This is a genomic window from Vagococcus intermedius (genome assembly GCF_029144185.1).
Classification (GTDB): Bacteria; Bacillota; Bacilli; order Lactobacillales; family Vagococcaceae; genus Vagococcus_D; species Vagococcus_D intermedius.
Genome location: NZ_CP110232.1, coordinates 2,194,508 through 2,216,195 on the forward strand (window position 1 = coordinate 2,194,508; position 21,688 = coordinate 2,216,195).

Sequence of the window (21,688 nt, forward strand, 5' to 3'; positions counted from 1 at the left end):
TAAGCGTGGCGACGTCCTACTCTCACAGGGGGAAACCCCCAACTACCATCGGCGCTAAGAAGCTTAACTTCTGTGTTCGGCATGGGAACAGGTGTATCCTTCTTGCCATCATCACCACACTCTTAGATATCTATTAAATTGAGTAATTGCTCACTCAAAACTGGATGTTAAAGCTTAATCAAAACATTCCTTGATCCTACGTTTAAATTCTTGGTTAAGTCCTCGACCGATTAGTACTAGTCCGCTCCATACATCACTGTACTTCCACTCCTAGCCTATCTACCTGATCGTCTCTCAGGGGTCTTACTTTCCGAAGAAATGGGAAATCTCATCTTGAGGGGGGCTTCACGCTTAGATGCTTTCAGCGTTTATCCCGTCCACACGTAGCTACCCAGCAATGCCCTTGGCAGAACAACTGGTACACCAGCGGTGTGTCCATCCCGGTCCTCTCGTACTAAGGACAGCTCCTCTCAAATTTCCTACGCCCGCGACGGATAGGGACCGAACTGTCTCACGACGTTCTGAACCCAGCTCGCGTGCCGCTTTAATGGGCGAACAGCCCAACCCTTGGGACCGACTACAGCCCCAGGATGCGACGAGCCGACATCGAGGTGCCAAACCTCCCCGTCGATGTGGACTCTTGGGGGAGATAAGCCTGTTATCCCCAGGGTAGCTTTTATCCGTTGAGCGATGGCCCTTCCATGCGGAACCACCGGATCACTAAGTCCGTCTTTCGACCCTGCTCGACTTGTAGGTCTCGCAGTCAAGCTCCCTTATGCCTTTGCACTCTGCGAATGATTTCCAACCATTCTGAGGGAACCTTTGAGCGCCTCCGTTACTCTTTAGGAGGCGACCGCCCCAGTCAAACTGCCCATCTGACACTGTCTCCCGCCACGATAAGTGGCGCGGGTTAGAATGGTCATAACACAAGGGTAGTATCCCACCAACGCCTCCTTCGATACTAGCGTACCGAGCTCTACGGCTCCTACCTATCCTGTACATGTGTCACAAACATTCAATATCAAACTACAGTAAAGCTCCATGGGGTCTTTCCGTCCTGTCGCGGGTAACCTGCATCTTCACAGGTACTAAAATTTCACCGAGTCTCTCGTTGAGACAGTGCCCAAATCGTTACGCCTTTCGTGCGGGTCGGAACTTACCCGACAAGGAATTTCGCTACCTTAGGACCGTTATAGTTACGGCCGCCGTTTACTGGGGCTTCAATTCTGAGCTTCGCATAAAGCTAACCCATCCTCTTAACCTTCCAGCACCGGGCAGGCGTCAGCCCCTATACGTCATCTTTCGATTTTGCAGAGACCTGTGTTTTTGATAAACAGTCGCTTGGGCCTATTCACTGCGGCTGGTCCGGAGACCAGCACCCCTTCTCCCGAAGTTACGGGGTCATTTTGCCGAGTTCCTTAACGAGAGTTCGCTCGCTCACCTTAGGCTACTCGCCTCGACTACCTGTGTCGGTTTGCGGTACGGGCAGTTGTATTCTAACTAGAAGCTTTTCTTGGCAGTGTGACATCAGAAACTTCGGTACTTTATTTCCCTCCCCATCACAACTTGTCCTTGAAGACGTAAGCATTTTACTCACATCAAGACTTGTTGCTTGGCCACACACTTCCAGTCGTGTGGATTTCTTAGCCTACTGCGTCCCTCCATTGGTCAAACAAATACTACTGGTACAGGAATATCAACCTGTTGTCCATCGCCTACGCCTATCGGCCTCGGCTTAGGTCCCGACTAACCCTGGGAGGACGAGCCTTCCCCAGGAAACCTTAGTCATACGGTGGACAGGATTCTCACCTGTCTTTCGCTACTCATACCGGCATTCTCACTTCTAAGCGCTCCAGTAGTCCTCACGATCTACCTTCAACGCCCTTAGAACGCTCTCCTACCAATGTACAAAAGTACATTCCACAGCTTCGGTAATATGTTTAGCCCCGGTACATTTTCGGCGCAGGGTCACTCGACTAGTGAGCTATTACGCACTCTTTAAATGGTGGCTGCTTCTAAGCCAACATCCTAGTTGTCTGTGCAACCCCACATCCTTTTCCACTTAACATATATTTTGGGACCTTAGCTGGTGGTCTGGGCTGTTTCCCTTTCGACTACGGATCTTATCACTCGCAGTCTGACTCCCGGATATGAATGGATGGCATTCGGAGTTTATCTGAATTCGGTAACCCGATATGGGCCCCTAGTCCAAACAGTGGCTCTACCTCCATCATTCTTAATCCGAGGCTAGCCCTAAAGCTATTTCGGAGAGAACCAGCTATCTCCAAGTTCGATTGGAATTTCTCCGCTACCCACAGCTCATCCCCGCACTTTTCAACGTACGTGGGTTCGGTCCTCCAGTGCGTTTTACCGCACCTTCAACCTGGCCATGGGTAGATCACATGGTTTCGGGTCTACGACAACATACTCAAGCGCCCTATTCAGACTCGCTTTCGCTACGGCTCCGACTCTTCATCTTAACCTCGCATGCTATCGTAACTCGCCGGTTCATTCTACAAAAGGCACGCCATCACCCATTAACGGGCTTTGACTTGTTGTAGGCACACGGTTTCAGGATCTATTTCACTCCCCTCCCGGGGTGCTTTTCACCTTTCCCTCACGGTACTGGTTCACTATCGGTCACTAGAGAGTATTTAGCCTTGCGGGATGGTCCCCGCGGATTCCGACGGAATTTCTCGTGTTCCGCCGTACTCAGGATACTCATAGGTGTGTGATCAATTTCGCCTACGGGGCTTTTACCCACTACGGCTGACCTTTCCAGGTCGATTCGACTATCCATCACAACTACCATATTTGAGTCCTACAACCCCAAGAAGCAAGCTTCTTGGTTTGGGCTCTTACCGTTTCGCTCGCCGCTACTAAGGTAATCGAATTTTCTTTCTCTTCCTGCAGGTACTTAGATGTTTCAGTTCTCTGCGTCTCACCTCATATACCTATGTATTCAGTATATGATGACAGCCTATGACAGCTGCCGGGTTTCCCCATTCGGAAATCTCTGGATCATAGCTTACTTACAGCTCCCCAAAGCATATCGGAGTTAGTCCCGTCCTTCATCGTCTTCTAGTGCCAAGGCATCCACCGTGCGCCCTTATTAACTTAACCTAATTTACTAACAATGTTGTTAGATTTTTGACTTCCACATGTAGCGATACATGCTCCATCAATCCTTTAAACAGCGTTTTGAACTTTGTTTAAAAACTCTTATGAATAGTACTAATGTACTTATCATCAACGCGGTGTTCTCGGTTTGTTTTGATTAATTATATCTTTAACTATCCAGTTTTCAATGAACAAATTAGTTGATAACTTTCGTTATCAATGGAGCCTAGCGGGATCGAACCGCTGACCTCCTGCGTGCAAAGCAGGCGCTCTCCCAGCTGAGCTAAGGCCCCTAAGTTTTAAGAGTAGACCTCTCAAAACTGAACAAAGTGACTTACCTGTAGGATTCCGTTATATTCCTTAGAAAGGAGGTGATCCAGCCGCACCTTCCGATACGGCTACCTTGTTACGACTTCACCCCAATCATCTATCCCACCTTAGGCGGCTGGCTCCAAAAGGTTACCTCACCGACTTCGGGTGTTACAAACTCTCGTGGTGTGACGGGCGGTGTGTACAAGGCCCGGGAACGTATTCACCGCGGCGTTCTGATCCGCGATTACTAGCGATTCCGGCTTCATGTAGGCGAGTTGCAGCCTACAATCCGAACTGAGAATGGCTTTAAGAGATTAGCTTGGCCTCGCGACCTTGCGACTCGTTGTACCATCCATTGTAGCACGTGTGTAGCCCAGGTCATAAGGGGCATGATGATTTGACGTCATCCCCACCTTCCTCCGGTTTATCACCGGCAGTCTCGCTAGAGTGCCCAACTTAATGATGGCAACTAACAATAGGGGTTGCGCTCGTTGCGGGACTTAACCCAACATCTCACGACACGAGCTGACGACAACCATGCACCACCTGTCACTTTGTCCCCGAAGGGAAAGCTCTATCTCTAGAGTGGTCAAAGGATGTCAAGACCTGGTAAGGTTCTTCGCGTTGCTTCGAATTAAACCACATGCTCCACCGCTTGTGCGGGCCCCCGTCAATTCCTTTGAGTTTCAGTCTTGCGACCGTACTCCCCAGGCGGAGTGCTTAATGCGTTAACTGCAGCACTGAAGGGCGGAAACCCTCCAACACTTAGCACTCATCGTTTACGGCGTGGACTACCAGGGTATCTAATCCTGTTTGCTCCCCACGCTTTCGAGCCTCAGTGTCAGTTACAGACCAGAGAGTCGCCTTCGCCACTGGTGTTCCTCCATATATCTACGCATTTCACCGCTACACATGGAATTCCACTCTCCTCTTCTGCACTCAAGTTCTCCAGTTTCCAATGACCCTCCCCGGTTGAGCCGGGGGCTTTCACATCAGACTTAAAGAACCACCTGCGCTCGCTTTACGCCCAATAAATCCGGACAACGCTTGCCACCTACGTATTACCGCGGCTGCTGGCACGTAGTTAGCCGTGGCTTTCTGGTTAGATACCGTCAAGGTGGGAACAGTTACTCTCCCACTTGTTCTTCTCTAACAACAGAGTTTTACGATCCGAAAACCTTCTTCACTCACGCGGCGTTGCTCGGTCAGACTTTCGTCCATTGCCGAAGATTCCCTACTGCTGCCTCCCGTAGGAGTCTGGGCCGTGTCTCAGTCCCAGTGTGGCCGATCACCCTCTCAGGTCGGCTACGCATCATCGTCTTGGTGAGCCATTACCTCACCAACTAACTAATGCGGCGCGGGTCCATCCTTCAGTGACACCCGAAAGCGTCTTTCATAGTTCTGCCATGCGGCAAAACCAATTATGCGGTATTAGCACCTGTTTCCAAGTGTTATCCCCCGCTGAAGGGTAGGTTACCCACGTGTTACTCACCCGTCCGCCACTCTTCTTATATAAAAGGTGCAAGCACCTTTCGAAGAAGCGTTCGACTTGCATGTATTAGGCACGCCGCCAGCGTTCGTCCTGAGCCAGGATCAAACTCTCAATAAAAGTTATGATTAAGACCGAAGTCTTTAGCTCATTAATGATTGCTAGCGAATTACTTCACTATACAGTTTTAATATAAAACTGATAAAAATTTTTGTGTTGTTATCTTACTAAAAGATAACATCCTACACGTTTGGTTCGTCTTACTTTGTTCAGTTTTCAAAGGTCTAAACTTTGTTGCTTTAGCAACTCATTCAGTATATCACGTTTAGTTGTTAGTGTCAACAACTTTTTTTGTGTTTTTGAATTTTTTGAAGTTTCAAATTGTAACTTCATTGCGTTAGCGACTTAGTTATAATATCATCAACCGTTGACAATGTCAACAATTAATTTTATTTTTTTGTTGTTAATTACGAAGTTAATCGACTTATTTAACAACTCTGTTATGTTAACATTTAAACAAATAAAAGTCAACATTTTCTTAAAGTTTTTTTTGATAAAATTTAAGATAACAGGTCTCTCTTGAAGACATTTATAAATATACCAAGTTCATAAATAAAATGCAAGACTTTTTTTAAAAAATTGAAAGTTTATTAACGATTTTATAAATTTATCAAAATTACATTTGATATTTTAGTTTTACGATTAGTTATTTGATACAATATTTATAATGTTTAATATAATATCTATTATATAGGAGGAACACATTTATGAAACTATTAGTTGTAGATGATGACAAAGAAATTGTAGAACTTTTAAGTATTTATATTCAAAATGAAGGCCACAGTGTTGTAAAAGCCTATGATGGGAAGGAAGCTCTAACAAAAATTAGGACTACCCCAGATATTGACCTAATGATTTTAGATGTAATGATGCCTAATATGGACGGCATGCAAGTTGTTAAAGAACTAAGAAAAGAGTCACAAATTCCAATTATTATGCTTACTGCCAAGTCAAATGACATGGATAAAATTCAAGGTCTCGTAGCTGGTGCGGATGATTATGTTACTAAACCATTTAATCCTTTGGAAATTATGGCACGTGTTAAGTCCCTATTAAGAAGAACTAATATGCAAGTTACCAGTGAGGAACCTGATGTCCTAGATATTGGTCCTTTAATTATAAAAAAAGAGTCACACGAGGTATTAACTCATAACGGGACAGATATTCAATTAACTGCTTTAGAATTTGGCATATTATATTTACTCGCTAGCCACCCTAATCGTGTATTTAGCGCTGAAGAAATTTTTGAAAGAGTTTGGCAACAAGAAAGCTTAATTTCTGCTAAGACCGTAATGGTTCATGTTAGCCATCTGCGAGATAAAATCGAAGAAGCAACGGGCGGGGAAAAAGTAATCCAAACTGTCTGGGGAGTTGGGTACAAAATTGAAACAAACTAATTCTCCTAACTCAATACCTATTAAATCATCCCGCATTGTTTTAACTTCAAAAGAAAAAAGTGAGCTAATTATAGAAGGTATTGTGACAGTCATCTTACTATTACTTGTTAACATTGCTGTTTTAGCAGTCGCACGTGTTTTAATTGATGATAGTTTAGCTGTTAAAAATGTTATCTTTGGCTTTAAAGAAGTTTTGGTAAAAACTTTTTTTAATTACTCTTTCTATTCCATGCGTAATGCCGCTGTTATCTTCATGGTGATATTAGATTTAATTATTTTATACTGGCGCTTAATCAGACGTTATCATCAAATGCAATTACGGCATATTATCAAAGAACTACACTACATCGCCAACGGAAACTACGGTCATCGGATTCCTTTTGAACTTAGTGGTGATTTAGGTCGAGTTATAGAAAGTATCAACGGTCTAGTAGATAGTACTGTTGAGGCAATTGAAGAAGAACGACGCATTGAAAAATCTAAAGACGAGTTAATTACGAATATTAGTCATGATATACGTACCCCGCTAACCTCTATCATTGGTTATCTTGGGTTAATCGAAGAAAAACAATACCATAATGAAGAAGACCTCTTAAAATATACGCATACAGCCTACTCTAAAGCGAAACAAATGAAAGTTTTGGTAGATGATCTTTTCGAATATACAAAAGTCCGTCAGCCTAGCTCACCTTTAAAAGTGATTGAATTTGATATGGCACAGTTGTTAGAACAACTCTCTGTTGATTTCGAATTAGATGCTACTCGCAAAGGGGTTACAATTGATGTAATTGCAACCCCTATTCCATTCATTATGACTGGTGATACAGAAAAGTTAGTGCGTTTATTTAATAATTTATTATCTAATGCTCTTAAATATGGCGGAAATTGTTCAAAAATCCTACTCCAAGTCGAAGAAGTTGGAAATGAAGCTATTATTACTGTTAGCAACAATGGTGACCCTATTCCAGAAAATGCCTTAAACCAGTTATTTGATCGCTTTTATCGTGTTGAAGAATCTCGCTCACAAGAAACTGGTGGTACTGGACTAGGTTTGGCAATTGCACAAAGTATAGTTACCCTACACGGTGGCTATATTTACGCTAAATCTGACCAGGAATGGACTTCCTTTGTCACCCATTTACCACTTAATAATAATAATTAATTAAGTGTGTTTGCCTTTCGGTTTCATTATCGCTATACTGATTACCTATAATAATTTAGTTAGGAGAATGGAATGAATATATTTAAACAAAACAAATTCCTACTTATTTGTTTAGTCTCACTGATACTACCACTTGCCTTTTTTCCGCGAGTTGGTTTCGCACAAAATGACTTTGAATTACAAGCCAAAGCTGCCATTGCGATCGATGCTGACTCTGGAAAGATTTTTTACAAAAAAAATGAAGATAAAGTACTGCCTATTGCTTCAATGACTAAACTAGTCACGCTCTACTTGATTTTAGAAGCTGAGAGAGACGGGGTTTTATCTTGGGATGAAGAATTAACGATAAGCGATCATCTTTTAAAAATTAGTCAAGATCCAGAACTTTCAAATGTTCCCCTTAATAAAAATCAAGCCTATAGCGTTAGAGATTTATTTAATGCCAGTACATTAGTTTCTGCCAATGCAGCTGTTACTGCTTTAGCAGAAAAGGTCGGAGGAACAGAAGAAAAATTCGTTGATTTAATGAGAGAAAAAGTGAAAACTTGGGGAATTGAGGATGCTTACTTGATTTCAACTTCAGGCATTAATAATGAAGATGCTAAAGGTCGAATTTACCCTGGAAGTAAGCCCCATAAAGAAAACCTAATGTCTGCTAAAGATATGGTCATTGTCGCACGCCACCTATTACAGGACTTTCCAGAAATATTAGAAACTACTAAATTAACAAATACTATTTTTGGACAAGGGACTGCGGAAGAAACCTTTATTAACAATACTAACTTAATGCTCCCTGGTATGACCTATAGCCGAGAAAATGTTGATGGCTTAAAAACAGGGACCACAGAACTAGCTGGTGAATGTTTTGCCTCAACTGCTATTGTAAACGGACACCGTATTATAACCATCATCATGCACGCCAACGATAGTTACACTGATATCGATACTGGCCAACGTTTCATCCAAACTGGGGAACTACTGGATTATATAAATAACAATTGGATTTATAAAGTTGTTTACCCTAAAAATAGTAGGATCCCCACTATTAAACCACTTGCTATTGACAATAGCAAACAACGAACAACACCGTTGGTAACAGGTGCTGATATTGGTCTCTGGGTTCGTTCTGATATGAAAAAAGATGACCTAGATCTTAAATTCAAACCAATCAAAGATCTACAGGCTCCTCTTGCCAAAAATAAAATTTTAGGGAATGTCACAGTAAATTTAAAAAATGATACTCTCGGTTATTTACCTGGCAGTCAAATACAACATAGCTATCCGATGGTTACTAACCATAGTATTGAAAAAGCAAATTTTTTTGAAAGAGTCAAACGTTCTATTACCGATTTTTTTAACTAGAATTAATATCACTATTTGACATTGTCTTTAATTTTCGTTATTCTATGAGAACAAATTGAACAATGTTTAATACGTTTGGGAATAAGTACTTGTCGTTTCTTTTTCAGAGAGCTATCGGTTAGTGTAAGATAGTATTGATTCACTAGGAAATCCATCCCTTTATAGTAAATGAAGAAATAATTCATTTCGGATGCAACCGTTATCTGCATTAATCAAGTGCAACAGCTCGGTCTGTTGAATTTGGGTGGCACCGCGAATTTCAGTCTTTTCGTCCCAAGGAATAAAGTACCTTTATTCCTTATGACGTTAAGGCTTTTTATTTTATAAAAATTATTAGGAGGATGTAAGAATGTTAGATATTAAAATGATTCGTCAAGACTTTGATGCTGTCAAAGCAAAATTAAAAACCCGCGGAGTAGAAGAAGAAACACTAGTAGACTTTATTAACCTAGATAAAGAGCGTCGTGAACTACTCGTTCAAGTAGAAGAACAGAAAAAAACTAGGAACGATGTATCTGATCATATTTCTACTTTGAAACGTCAAAAAGAAGATGCTGATGACTTTATAAAACAAATGCAAACCGTTAACAATGATATTAAGGCGCTAGATGCTAAACTTGCTGAAATTGATGAAAAAATCGAATTTATTGCTGCCCGCTTACCAAATATTCCACATGATTCTGTTCCTGTTGGAGCTGACGAGGAAGACAATATTGAAATCCGTCAATGGGGAACACCAAAAACTTTTGATTTTGAAACAAAAGCACATTGGGAAGTCGCCGAAGGTTTAGATATTTTAGACTTTGAACGTGGCGCTAAAGTTTCCGGCAGTCGCTTTGTTTATTATAAAGGACTGGGTGCTCGCTTAGAACGTGCCATCTACAATTTCATGTTAGACACGCACACATCTGAACATGGTTACAAAGAGATGTTAACACCATACATGGTAAACAGTGCTTCTATGTATGGAACAGGTCAATTCCCGAAATTTAAAGAAGATGTTTTTCAACTGGCAGATTCTGATTTGACATTGATTCCTACAGCTGAAGTTCCTTTAACCAACTTCTATCGTAATGAAATCTTAGATCAAGCAGATTTACCCATCTACTTTACAGCTCTAAGCCCATCATTTAGATCTGAGGCTGGTAGTGCTGGTCGTGATACGCGTGGTTTGATCCGTTTACATCAATTTAATAAAGTCGAAATGGTTAAATTTTCAGATGCAGAGTCTTCTTATGATGAATTAGAAAAAATGACTGATAATGCTGAAAATATCCTAAAAAAATTAAACTTACCATACCGAGTATTGGCCTTATGTACAGGAGATATGGGCTTTAGTGCTGCAAAAACTTATGATTTAGAAGTATGGATTCCAGCTCAAGATACATATCGTGAAATCAGCTCATGTTCAAACTGCGTTGATTTCCAAGCTCGTCGTTCAAAAATGAGATACCGTAATGTCGAAGGAAAGCTACAATTAGTTCATACTTTAAATGGTTCTGGCCTAGCTGTTGGCCGGACTGTTGCCGCAATTTTAGAAAACTATCAAAATGAAGATGGTAGTGTAACTGTCCCGGAAGCTCTAATTCCTTACATGGGTGGCCTTACAAAAATCACAAAAGACTAAATAAAAAAGCTAGCTCAATGAGCTAGCTTTTTTTATCCGATTGAATAATTTGGTGCTTCTTTAGTAATATGAACATCATGAGGATGTGATTCTTTTAAGCCAGCTCCACTCATTTGAACAAACTGAGCATCATCTCTTAACATTTGTAAATTACCTGCTCCAACGTATCCCATACCTGCTTTTAAGCCCCCAATTAATTGGAAAATGATATCTGAAACACTACCTTTATAGGCAACACGTCCTTCAATCCCCTCAGGTACCAATTTATTGGCTTCATTAGTCCCACTTTGGAAATAACGATCACTTGACCCTTTTTCCATTGCACCAAGAGACCCCATACCACGGTAAGTTTTAAAGCGACGGCCTTGATAAATTTCAAATTCCCCTGGTGACTCATCAGTTCCTGCCAACATACTACCTAACATCACTGCATGTCCACCAGCTGCTAGTGCTTTCACCACATCACCAGAATACTTAATGCCACCATCAGCAATGATTGTTCGATTATACTCTCTTGCCACTTCAGCTGCGTCATAAATAGCTGTTAATTGTGGGACTCCTACACCAGCAACGACACGCGTTGTACAAATTGAACCTGGTCCAATTCCAACTTTTACAACATCTACACCGACTTCATATAAAGCACGAGTTCCTTCGGCTGTTGCTACATTTCCTGCAATCAAAGTTGCTTCTGGAAATTTATCCCGAATTTCTTTAATTTTACGAATCACACCTGCACTATGACCATGAGCCGTATCAATAATAATAGCGTCAACGCCTGCATCAATTAGTGCTTGGGCACGTTCAAAAGTATCTGTTGTAACACCAACAGCTGCTGCTACTAACAATCGACCATGTTCATCTTTTGCTGCATTTGGAAATTCAATAACTTTTTCAATATCTTTAATCGTAATGAGACCGCTTAACCGATTATTTTCATCTACGATTGGTAATTTTTCAATTTTATGTTTTTGTAGAATTTTTTCTGCATCATGTAAGTTTGTTCCTAGTGGTGCTGTCACTAAATCTTCTTTTGTCATAACATCAGCAATAGGCTGTTGATAATTTGTAACAAAACGTAAATCTCTATTTGTCAAAATACCAACTAATTTACGGCTATCTAAAGATTCAACAACGGGTACACCACTAATACGATACTTCGACATTAAAGCCTCAGCGTCTGCAACTAAATGGTCAGGAGTTAAATAAAATGGATCAATGATAACGCCACTTTCTGAACGTTTTACTTTACGAACTTCATCAGCTTGTTGTTCAATACTCATATTCTTATGAACGACACCTAATCCGCCTTGTCTTGCCATTGCAATCGCCATTTTACTATCAGTAACAGTATCCATACTTGCACTCATAAATGGGATATTTAGGGTGATATTTTTAGCTAATTTGATTGTCATATCAACATCATTTGGTAACACATGACTTTCTGCTGGAATCAATAAAACATCGTCAAATGTTAACCCTTTTTTTACAAATTTAGTTTCCCAATTAGACATTTACCTAACCACTCCTTTGTTTATTTTTTAATTACAAAAATAACAAAAATCAAAGCAATAGTCAATCATTGAACCTTAATTTCATCATATTCTAACCAAGATTGCTTTCTTTTTTGATTAATCCACCTTTGTTTTGTTATTCTACTCTTTATTTTTTCATTTAAACAGTTAATTATACGAAAAAGTAGTCTTGTAAAGACAAGACTACTTTTTATGTTATTAACGAGAAAACATACTTCCACGAATATTGTATTTCTTTTTAAGGTAATAGCGAATAGCAAAAGCTAGTACTGCTAAAGCTATATTGACAGCTGGTGCTAATGCAACATTAATTGCCGGTGGAATTAAAGCTGCAGCCATGAAAATAAACATCCAAATCAACATAATACCCATCATAATTAAAATTGATTTGAATCCTCCGGGACGGCCTTTTTGGTCTGCTCCTGGACGATCAAATTTATAAACATATTTATAAATCAGGTAAAAAGCATATCCACCTGAAATAGCTCCTACTAAGATAGTTAAGATACCTTGTTGTTGCCCTGATGCGACTGATTTTGAGAATAGTGGTAAGACTCCGGCCATCAATGTCAAGAATATAAATAGCAATAAGCTATTATCTAACCACATCTGGAACATACCACTCTCTTTAACTGGTTCTGGCGTCTCTAAGATAAGACGAGCACGCTCCGTCACAGTTCCAAATAATTGGCGAGCTGTTTTCCCACTTTTCTGTCCTTCGACTAATTCGGGTAAAATATTAGCTAATGCTTGGGCTTGTAAAGACTCCGATAAATTAGCTAAACTTAAGGCTTTTCTCAAATCATAAACATATTGTTCATTTCGTTTGGTTAATTGTGTTTCCAATTCACGGTTTTTTGCAACTAACGCTCTAATTTCTTGTTCTTCCAAAAAAATTCCTCCTCGGGTCCAAACTCTGCTCTATTAAGCATTACACCAACTCATTAATTACATAATAAATTATACGTTAAAACGGAATAGCATAACGTCACCATCAGCGACAATATACTCTTTTCCTTCTAAACGTACACGGCCTGCTTCTTTAGCTGCTGCCATATTTCCATATTCATTTAAGTCATCAAATGAAACAGTCTCAGCACGAATAAAGCCTTTTTCAAAGTCTGAATGAATAACCCCCGCACATTGAGGAGCCTTCATACCTTTTTTAAAGGTCCAAGCTCTTACTTCCTGAACGCCTGCTGTAAAGTAAGTGGCTAAACCTAACAAATCATAGGCTGCTCTAATTAATTGATCTAAACCTGATTCTTCAATTCCCAATGCTTCTAAGAAATCTACTCGATCCTCATCGTCTAATTCAGCAATTTCTTCTTCTGCACGTGCACAGACAACAATTACTTCCGCATTCTCACTAGCTGCAAATTCACGAACCGTTTGGACATATTTGTTATTTTCTGTATCACTTACTTCTTCTTCTGATACATTAGCAACATATAAAACTGGTTTAGTTGTTAATAAAAATAGCTTATTAACTTCCAATTGTTCTTCTTCAGTAAATTCAATACTACGTGCTGACTTACCTTCTTCTAAAACTGGCTTAATTTTATCTAAAAGCGCTAACTCAGCTAAGGCTTCTTTGTCCTTCGTACGAGCAATTTTCGAAACACGTGTATGACGTTTTGTAATTGAATCTAAGTCGGCTAAAACTAGCTCTAAATTAATTGTATCAATATCAGCTAATGGATCAACACGCCCCTCAACATGGGTAATATTATCATCGTCAAAACAACGTACCACATGACAGATTGCGTCAACTTGGCGAATATGGCTTAAAAATTGATTCCCTAATCCTTCACCTTTGCTGGCTCCTTTAACAATACCTGCAATATCTGTAAATTCAAATGTTGTAGGCACAGTTTTTTTAGGTTGCACCAATTCTGTTAATTTTTGTAAACGACTATCTGGTACTTCTACCATTCCCACGTTTGGATCAATTGTTGCAAACGGGTAGTTAGCAGCCTCTGCTCCTGCTTTCGTAATTGCGTTAAATAACGTAGATTTCCCAACGTTTGGTAATCCAACAATTCCTGCTGTTAATGCCATAAATTTATTCTCACTTTCGTCTCTGTAGTAGTTTATCTATTTTTATCTTTAAGTCTGTCTCAAGTATCATCTAAAAAAATAATATTTTAATCTGCCTATTCTGCAACAACTTTCACTAAAATTTTTTTTAGTTTTTTTTCAAAATCACGTCGACTTAACATAACAATATGTTGACAGTTCAGACAACGAATTTTAATATCCATCCCCATACGAATAATCTCCCACTGATTTGTTTGACACGCATGGGGTTTTTTCATCTCAACAATATCGCCTAAATCATACATAGATTATCCCTCACTTAATGTTTTAGTCATCAAAATGAACATCTAAAATATCCAAAATACGAGTTAAATCGTCAGTTGATAAATATTCAATCTCAATCTTACCTTTACCAGCTTTTTCTTGAATCATAACGGGTGTCCCAAATTTATCCATCAAACGCTCTTCACTTTCACTAATATAATAAGGTTTTTCTAAAGCAAGTGTTTTCTTAGGTTTTTTTTCAAGTAGCTCATCCGAATTCAGACGACTTACTAGGTCTTCCAATTGACGAACCGTTAATTTTTCACGAACGACACGCTTAGCAACATCAGAAATCTGCTCACGATTTTTCAAACCCAGTAGTGTTCGTGCTTGCCCCATTGATAGCTCTTCTTGTTGAAGTAATTCCTTAACCATATCTGGTAATGTTAATAAACGTAAATGATTCGCTATATATGGACGACTCTTACCTAAACGTTCTGCAAGTTCAGATTGAGTAACACTTAAATTTTTCATCAACATATCATAAGCTTCGGCTTCTTCCAAAGGGGTCAAATCTTCTCTTTGTAAATTTTCTAACACTGCGACTTGCATCATTGTCGCTTCATCAAATTCACGAATAATTGCTGGGATTGTTGCCTTACCTGCCAATTCAGAAGCACGATAACGACGCTCACCAGCGATAATCTCAAAACCGCGAACTTCTGATCGACGAACGATAATCGGTTGGAAGACGCCTGATTGCTTAATCGAACTTGCTAAATCCTGTAAGGCCTTCTTATCAAAAATCTTACGTGGTTGATACGGGTTAGGTCGAAGTTCTGAAAGTGAAATATCAACCACCGTCTCACCGGCAGTATCTCCTGCTTCCACTGAGTTAAACTCTTGAAATAAAGCATCTATCCCTCTACCTAATCCTTTAGTATTCTTACTCATGACTTAACACTTCCTTTGCTAGCGCTTGGTATACCTCCGCACCTCTTGAACGAGGATCATAATCAATGATTGACAGACCATGACTTGGTGCCTCTGATAAACGAACATTTCTTGGGATAATTGTATCATAGACACGTTCTCTGAAATAAGTTCTAACTTCCTCTACAACTTCAGCTCCCAAATTAGTTCTTGCATCAAACATTGTTAACAAGACCCCTTCAATACGCAATTCTGGATTGAAATGTTTTTGTACTAAACGAACAGTATTTAACAACTGGCTTAAGCCTTCCAATGCATAGTACTCACATTGAACAGGAATCAAAATAGAATCACTTGCTGTAAATGAATTAATTGTTAAATGTCCTAAAGATGGAGGACAATCAATTAAAATATAATCATAGGCTGGGGCGATTTCACTGATTGCCATTTTTAAGCGTGTTTCTCTAGCCATCATAGGCGTTAATTCAATCTCGGCTCCTGCTAACTGAATCGTTGCAGGCACAATATCCAGGTCTTTGCGTGTTGTTTGATGAATAACTTCTGAAATAGGAGTATCGTTTACTAAGACATCATAAACATCCTTATCTACATCAGATTTTTTAACTCCAACCCCACTCGTTGCATTTCCCTGTGCATCTATATCAATTAATAAAACTTTCTTTCCAAATGATGTTAGAGATGCGCCTAAGTTAACAGTTGTGGTAGTTTTCCCCACGCCTCCCTTTTGGTTAGCCACTGAAATAATCCGTGCCATGTTTTTTCCTCCGATTCTTTCTAACAGTTTCCTTTATTTTATCTATCGTTTCTCAATAATTTTATTGTATCATAAAATAAATGATTTGACCTATACAGCTTGTGATTTTATCACGTTTTTAAGCCTCTTCCTACCTCTTACTTACTCACAAAAAAATAAATAACTTTACTACTTATTTTAATGGCTGTTTATTTGGCATCCCTGGTTTTCTTGGAAATTTATTAGGCGTTTCTTTTTTCTTTTGAATGGTAATAATATAACGTGAATCATTAGTTACAGGCAAGGTAACATCTTCTTCTTTAACTAATTTTCCACCTAATAAAGTAATAGCTTTACTCGCTTCTTTTAGTTCTTCCTCACTCTTGGCTGCTTTCATAGCTAAGAAAAAACCATTCTTTTTTACTAAAGGTAAACATAATTCGCTTAAAACATTTAAACGTGCCACAGCACGAGCCGTCACATAATCAAATTGCTCTCTAAATTCCTTATTTTTACCAAATATTTCAGCACGATCATGATATAAATTCACTCCCGTTAAACCTAACGTATCACTTAAGGTTTTTAAGAAAGTGATACGCTTATTTAATGAATCAACGATAGTTATTTCTAAATTAGGGTAAAGAATTTTCAATGGAATACTGGGAAAACCCGCACCTGAGCCTACATCACATAGTGTCATTTTACCTTGATTGAAATCATTTGCCATCGCTAGCATTATTGAATCATAAAAATGTTTTAAATAGACCTCTTCTTGCTCAGTAATCGCCGTTAAATTCATTTTTTCATTCCACTCAACTAACAAACGGAAGTACATTGAAAATTGAGTCATTTGTTCATCCGTTAGCTCTATTCCTTTTTCTGAAAGTGCTAATTTAAACTGTTCTGGAGTCATTTTTCTATCCTTTCATTTATAATCCTACTCTAAGGACTACTCTTTCATTTTTTCTTTGTCACACGTCCCTGTTCCAAATATACCATTAAGATACTGATATCTGCAGGATTGACACCACTAATACGACTAGCTTGAGCAATTGTTTCTGGTTCGATTTTCATCAATTTTTGTTTTGCTTCTGTTGCTAAACCATTGATTGCATCATAATCAATATTTTCAGGAATTTTTTTAGCTTCCATCCGCTTCAACTTTTCAACTTTATCTAGTGCTTTTTTGATGTAACCCTCATATTTCAAGTGAATTTCTACTTGTTCCACTACTTTATTAGGTAAATTCACTTCTGATGTTGGTATAAATTGTGATAACTCACGATAACTAATTTCTGGACGTCTTAAAAAGTCTGCAGCTAATACACCATCTCGCAATAAGGGCATCCCTTTTTCTTCTAAAAATCTTTGTAATTCTGGAATAGGTTTCAAACGAATTTTACTTAGCCTTTTTAACTCTGCCTCAATTAATTCTTTTTTTACCACATAAGCTTCATATTGCTCTTTTTGAACTAATCCAATACAATAGCCTTTTTCAGTTAAACGTAAATCCGCATTATCATGTCTTAAAATCAAACGATACTCAGCGCGTGATGTTAACAAACGATAAGGTTCATTTGTTCCTTTTGTTACCAAATCATCAATCATCACACCGATATAACCATCGCTACGTTGTAAAACAAAAGGTTCTTTTTCTTGAATTTTTAAAGCTGCATTAATCCCAGCAACTAAACCTTGACCACCAGCTTCTTCATAGCCACTTGTCCCATTTGTTTGACCTGCTGTATATAGATTTTCAACTAATTTGGTTTCCAATGTTGGACGTAATTGATGAGGAACGACCACATCATACTCAATTGCATAGCCACTACGCATTAATTCAGCATTTTCCAACCCTTCGACCGAATGTAACATTTTTTGTTGAACATCTTCAGGCAGAGACGTTGATAACCCTTGTACATACACTTCTTCGGTATTTTCTGCTTCTGGTTCTAAGAAAATTTGATGACGTGGTTTATCACTAAAACGAACAACTTTATCTTCAATTGACGGACAATAACGTGCTCCAACACCTTCAACAATTCCTGTAAACATTGGGGCGCGATGTAAATTTTCACGGATAATATCATGTGTTGTTTCATTTGAGTAAGTTAACCAACACGACAATTGATTCTCATTATAAGCTTCATCCGGTGTAGCAAAACTAAAATGATTTGGCTCCTTATCACCTGGTTGCTCCTCTGTAACAGAATAATCAATTGAGCTTGATTTAATCCGAGGAGGCGTTCCTGTTTTGAAACGATCAATCTCGAACCCTAATTCTTTTAAATTATCGCTCAACTTTAAAGACGGTTGTGAGTTATTCGGACCAGAAGAATATTTTAATTCTCCAATAATGATCTCGCCACGTAAGGCTGTCCCAGCAGTAATAATAACTGCTTTACTACGATACATAGCACCTGTTGAAGCTACAATCCCGCGACAAACACCATCTTCAACGATAATTTTTTCTGCCATACCTTGACGTAACGTTAAATTCTCTTGACGTTCAATGGTACGTTTCATAGTCTCCGCATATTTATTTTTATCAGCCTGTGCTCTTAAAGCACGCACTGCAGGCCCTTTACCTGTATTGAGCATTCTCATTTGGATATAAGTCTTGTCAATATTACGACCCATTTCACCACCTAAGGCATCTATCTCACGTACCACAACTCCTTTTGCTGGCCCACCTAATGATGGGTTACATGGCATAAAGGCTACCATATCTAAGTTAATGGTCATTAACATCGTACGACATCCCATACGCGCTGCTGCTAAAGCAGCTTCTGAGCCTGCATGTCCTGCTCCTACTACGATTACATCATATTCTTCTGCTTGATATGTCTCCATCATATTACCCCTCTCTCTATTTACCTAAACAAAATTGACTAAACAATTGCGTAATTAATTCATCTTGAACACTATCCCCAATAACTTCTCCTAATAAATCCCAACAACGTGTCATATCAATTTGGACTAAATCAACAGGCATACTAGATTCAACACCCTCAATAACCTCTCCAAGAGCTAACTCAGCTTGCTCTAACAAAGCAATATGGCGATTATTAGAAACATATGTAGCATCTTTTTCAACTGAGCCACCATCAAAGAACAAATCAGCAATACGTTGTTCTAATTGCATCATTCCCTCACTATTTCGTACTGAAATAGCCAAGGTTTCCTCATCTGTTAGCTCTTGAACTTCTGCTAAATCTAATTGTATGTCTAAATCCGTCTTATTCAGTAGAATAATACGTTTCATTCCCGCTGTTACTTGTAATAAGTCACGATCTGATTGGGTTAGAGGTTCATTTTGATTTAATACTAATAAAATCAAATCAGCCTCAGCTAAAGCCTTACGACTACGCTCTACCCCAATTTTTTCAACAATATCCTCTGTTTCCCTAATACCAGCTGTGTCCACCAATTTTAGAGGGACTCCCCTAACATTCACATACTCCTCGATCACATCACGAGTTGTTCCCGCAACATCTGTTACAATTGCTTTTTCTTCTTTCAGCAGATAGTTAAGCAAACTAGATTTCCCAACATTAGGGCGTCCAATGATAGCTGTTGACAAGCCTTCTCGCAAAATTTTACCTTGCTTAGCTGTTTGCAATAAATTAGTGATTTGTGATTTAACATACACCGATTTTTCTAATAATAATTTAGAAGTCATTTCCTCAACGTCATCATATTCTGGATAATCAATATTTACTTCAACTTGTGCCAGCGTTTCTAAAATTTCTTGTCGTAATGTTTTTATTAATTTAGATAAATCACCGTCTAATTGTGTGACTGCCATATGCATCGCTTTATCTGTCTTTGCACGGATGATATCCATTACTGCTTCAGCCTGTGATAAATCCACACGTCCATTTAAAAATGCTCGCTTCGTAAATTCACCAGGTTCAGCTAAACGCGCACCTTGTCTCAAGAGTAATTGTAAGACTTGATTCGTTACCACAATACCACCATGACAATTGATCTCTACCACGTCTTCGCGTGTAAAGGTTTTAGGTGATTTCATGACCGAAACCATCACCTCATCTATCACTCTATCTTTTAATGGGTCTGTGATATGCCCATAATGGATGGTATGTGATGCTACCTCTGCTAAATTTTTAGTTGATTTAAATACTTTTTGCGCAATAACTAAAGCATCATCTCCACTCATGCGAACAATACTGATTGCTCCTTCTCCTGATGCGGTCGAAATGGCAGCGATTGTGTCAAATTCAGCTGTAATATTCATTGATTTATGACCTTCCTTTCATTTTCTCCATAGAAAAAAGTGCCCACTCCACCCTTGACAATGCAAGAATAGATTTAGCACTTTGACTGCGACTATCTAATTGTTTCTCTATTAAGACCTCACTGAATATTTTACAGGATAACGACTGACTTAGCAAGTAGACATCTCCATAATAAAAAGCCAAGAGCAACGAGAGTCTCTTGACTTTTCACTTAATTATTTAACAGCTTTACGAACACTATTTGCAACTGTTTCCGCTACACCAGGCTTAAAGGCTTCTGGCATAATGTAATCAGGCGCTAATTCATCATCGCTAACCATTTCAGCGATGCCATATGCTGCTGCAATTTGCATCTCCACAGTGATATCTGATGCACGAGCATCAAGAGCTCCCCTAAAGATACCAGGAAAGGCTAACACATTATTAATTTGATTAGGGAAATCACTACGACCAGTCCCTACAATATATGCGCCTGCTGCCTTGGCTTCATCAGGAAAAATTTCTGGTACTGGATTGGCCATAGCAAAAATAGTTGATTTATCATTCATCGTTTCTACCCATTCTGCTTTTAAAGCACCCGGACCGGATACTCCTACAAAGACATCAGCTCCTTTAACAGCATCTTCTAACATCCCAGTTTGGCACGCTAAGTTAGTTACTTTAGCAATTTCTTTGTGATGCGGTTCTAAAGTATTATCGGTAGATGAAATAATTCCCGCACGATCCACCACTTTAATATTTTTAACACCAGCTGCTAAGAATAGACGGGTGATTGATAACCCAGCAGCTCCTCCACCATTTACCACTACTTGAATTTCATCTAGTTTCTTACCTGTTAAACGTAAGCTATTTAATAAACCAGATAAGACAATAATCGCTGTCCCATGCTGGTCATCATGAAAGACTGGAATATCTAACATTTCTTTTAAACGACGTTCAATTTCAAAACAACGTGGTGCACTAATATCTTCTAAATTGATTCCGCCAAATGATGGAGCTAAGGCAGCAATATGCGAAATGATTTCTTCAGTGTCTTGCGTGTCTAAAGATAGTGGAATAGCATCAACATCGGCAAAACGTTTAAATAGGGCAGCTTTTCCTTCCATTACTGGAATAGCTGCTTCTGGCCCAATGTTTCCTAAACCTAAAACGGCTGAACCATCCGTTATAACTGCCACCATATTACGTTTTGTTGTATACTCATAAGCTTTTTCTTTATCTTCAGCAATTTCCATACAAACAGCTCCAACACCCGGTGTGTAAGCAATTGCCAAATCTTCCATTGAATCAATTGGTACTTTAGGTACTACTTCTAATTTACCACCCTTTTCTCTACTCAATGCTAAAGCTAATTCTTTTACGTCTGTCATTACA

At 39.1% G+C, this 21,688-nt stretch carries 14 protein-coding genes, 1 tRNA gene, 3 rRNA genes and 1 other annotated feature; of the genes, 4 read left to right on the forward strand and 14 right to left on the reverse strand.

Translation table 11 applies throughout. The features are described from left to right. Window positions 1–3 precede the first annotated feature (3 nt). From rrf to OL234_RS10375, 4 genes are all read right to left on the reverse strand, one after another. A 5S ribosomal RNA gene (gene rrf / locus OL234_RS10360) occupies window positions 4–119 on the reverse strand. A 91-nt stretch (window positions 120–210) separates the two neighbouring features. Further along, window positions 211–3,123 (reverse strand): 23S ribosomal RNA (locus tag OL234_RS10365). A gap of 217 nt (window positions 3,124–3,340) precedes the next feature. Further along, a tRNA-Ala gene (locus tag OL234_RS10370) sits at window positions 3,341–3,413 on the reverse strand. A 71-nt stretch (window positions 3,414–3,484) separates the two neighbouring features. Continuing rightward, window positions 3,485–5,041, reverse strand: a 16S ribosomal RNA gene (locus tag OL234_RS10375). Together the 16S, 23S and 5S rRNA genes with 1 tRNA gene alongside form the textbook arrangement of a ribosomal RNA operon. Before the next feature lie 647 nt (window positions 5,042–5,688). On the opposite strand from OL234_RS10375, the gene croR reads away from it, so the two are divergent. From croR to serS, 4 genes are all read left to right on the forward strand, one after another. Beyond that, window positions 5,689–6,378: a response regulator transcription factor CroR gene (gene croR, locus OL234_RS10380; RefSeq protein WP_275469116.1), complete on the forward strand. Its 690-nt coding sequence runs from the start codon at window positions 5,689–5,691 to the stop codon at window positions 6,376–6,378. Next, window positions 6,365–7,540: a sensor histidine kinase gene (locus OL234_RS10385; protein WP_275469117.1), complete on the forward strand. Its 1,176-nt coding sequence runs from the start codon at window positions 6,365–6,367 to the stop codon at window positions 7,538–7,540. Before croR ends, OL234_RS10385 begins: the two co-directional genes overlap by 14 nt. Window positions 7,541–7,612: 72 nt before the next feature. Then, a complete protein-coding gene (locus OL234_RS10390) occupies window positions 7,613–8,902 on the forward strand; it encodes a serine hydrolase (RefSeq protein ID WP_275469118.1) in 1,290 nt (429 codons plus the stop codon). Between the two features lie 65 nt (window positions 8,903–8,967). Beyond that, window positions 8,968–9,181: a binding site (T-box leader), on the forward strand. A gap of 70 nt (window positions 9,182–9,251) precedes the next feature. Then, entirely contained in the window at window positions 9,252–10,529 is a 1,278-nt protein-coding gene (gene serS / locus OL234_RS10395; protein WP_275469119.1) for a serine--tRNA ligase, read from the forward strand. A 32-nt stretch (window positions 10,530–10,561) separates the two neighbouring features. On the opposite strand, the gene guaB is transcribed toward serS, so the two are convergent. From guaB to OL234_RS10445, 10 genes are all read right to left on the reverse strand, one after another. Next, window positions 10,562–12,043 carry an IMP dehydrogenase gene (gene guaB / locus OL234_RS10400; RefSeq protein WP_275469120.1) on the reverse strand — a complete coding sequence of 494 codons (1,482 nt, stop codon included), beginning with the start codon at window positions 12,041–12,043 and terminating at the stop codon, window positions 10,562–10,564. 219 nt (window positions 12,044–12,262) lie between these two features. Beyond that, on the reverse strand, window positions 12,263–12,955 hold the full coding sequence (locus OL234_RS10405) for a DUF1129 domain-containing protein (RefSeq protein ID WP_275469121.1): 693 nt from the start codon (window positions 12,953–12,955) through the stop codon (window positions 12,263–12,265). Window positions 12,956–13,024: 69 nt separating this feature from the next. Continuing rightward, a complete protein-coding gene (gene ychF, locus OL234_RS10410) occupies window positions 13,025–14,125 on the reverse strand; it encodes a redox-regulated ATPase YchF (protein WP_275469122.1) in 1,101 nt (366 codons plus the stop codon). Between the two features lie 95 nt (window positions 14,126–14,220). Beyond that, on the reverse strand, window positions 14,221–14,409 hold the full coding sequence (locus OL234_RS10415; protein ID WP_275469123.1) for a DUF951 domain-containing protein: 189 nt from the start codon (window positions 14,407–14,409) through the stop codon (window positions 14,221–14,223). Between the two features lie 22 nt (window positions 14,410–14,431). Continuing rightward, window positions 14,432–15,322, reverse strand: a complete 891-nt coding sequence (locus tag OL234_RS10420) for a ParB/RepB/Spo0J family partition protein (RefSeq protein ID WP_275469124.1) — start codon at window positions 15,320–15,322, stop codon at window positions 14,432–14,434. Continuing rightward, window positions 15,315–16,076: a ParA family protein gene (locus OL234_RS10425; protein WP_275469125.1), complete on the reverse strand. Its 762-nt coding sequence runs from the start codon at window positions 16,074–16,076 to the stop codon at window positions 15,315–15,317. Before OL234_RS10425 ends, OL234_RS10420 begins: the two co-directional genes overlap by 8 nt. 172 nt (window positions 16,077–16,248) lie before the next feature. Next, complete coding sequence (gene rsmG / locus OL234_RS10430; RefSeq protein WP_275469126.1) at window positions 16,249–16,968, reverse strand: 16S rRNA (guanine(527)-N(7))-methyltransferase RsmG; 720 nt, start codon at window positions 16,966–16,968, stop codon at window positions 16,249–16,251. A gap of 44 nt (window positions 16,969–17,012) precedes the next feature. Next, the gene (mnmG, locus tag OL234_RS10435) at window positions 17,013–18,908 is read right to left on the reverse strand and encodes a tRNA uridine-5-carboxymethylaminomethyl(34) synthesis enzyme MnmG (RefSeq protein ID WP_275470155.1); all 1,896 of its coding nucleotides are present in this window, start codon (window positions 18,906–18,908) and stop codon (window positions 17,013–17,015) included. A gap of 16 nt (window positions 18,909–18,924) precedes the next feature. Beyond that, a complete protein-coding gene (gene mnmE / locus OL234_RS10440) occupies window positions 18,925–20,313 on the reverse strand; it encodes a tRNA uridine-5-carboxymethylaminomethyl(34) synthesis GTPase MnmE (protein ID WP_275469127.1) in 1,389 nt (462 codons plus the stop codon). A gap of 216 nt (window positions 20,314–20,529) precedes the next feature. Further along, a complete protein-coding gene (locus tag OL234_RS10445) occupies window positions 20,530–21,684 on the reverse strand; it encodes an NAD(P)-dependent malic enzyme (protein WP_275469128.1) in 1,155 nt (384 codons plus the stop codon). Window positions 21,685–21,688 lie beyond the last annotated feature (4 nt).

Bases quoted from the DNA above. Each gene is read 5' to 3' on its own strand.
- croR (WP_275469116.1), top strand. From the start codon at position 5,689: ATGAAACTATTAGTTGTAGATGATGACAAAGAAATTGTAGAACTTTTA.
- rsmG (WP_275469126.1), bottom strand. From the start codon at position 16,968: ATGACTCCAGAACAGTTTAAATTAGCACTTTCAGAAAAAGGAATAGAG.
- OL234_RS10415 (WP_275469123.1), bottom strand. From the start codon at position 14,409: ATGTATGATTTAGGCGATATTGTTGAGATGAAAAAACCCCATGCGTGT.
- mnmG (WP_275470155.1), bottom strand. From the start codon at position 18,908: ATGGAGACATATCAAGCAGAAGAATATGATGTAATCGTAGTAGGAGCA.
- guaB (WP_275469120.1), bottom strand. From the start codon at position 12,043: ATGTCTAATTGGGAAACTAAATTTGTAAAAAAAGGGTTAACATTTGAC.
- ychF (WP_275469122.1), bottom strand. From the start codon at position 14,125: ATGGCATTAACAGCAGGAATTGTTGGATTACCAAACGTTGGGAAATCT.
- OL234_RS10390 (WP_275469118.1), top strand. From the start codon at position 7,613: ATGAATATATTTAAACAAAACAAATTCCTACTTATTTGTTTAGTCTCA.
- OL234_RS10420 (WP_275469124.1), bottom strand. From the start codon at position 15,322: ATGAGTAAGAATACTAAAGGATTAGGTAGAGGGATAGATGCTTTATTT.
- OL234_RS10445 (WP_275469128.1), bottom strand. From the start codon at position 21,684: ATGACAGACGTAAAAGAATTAGCTTTAGCATTGAGTAGAGAAAAGGGT.
- mnmE (WP_275469127.1), bottom strand. From the start codon at position 20,313: ATGAATATTACAGCTGAATTTGACACAATCGCTGCCATTTCGACCGCA.
- OL234_RS10425 (WP_275469125.1), bottom strand. From the start codon at position 16,076: ATGGCACGGATTATTTCAGTGGCTAACCAAAAGGGAGGCGTGGGGAAA.
- serS (WP_275469119.1), top strand. From the start codon at position 9,252: ATGTTAGATATTAAAATGATTCGTCAAGACTTTGATGCTGTCAAAGCA.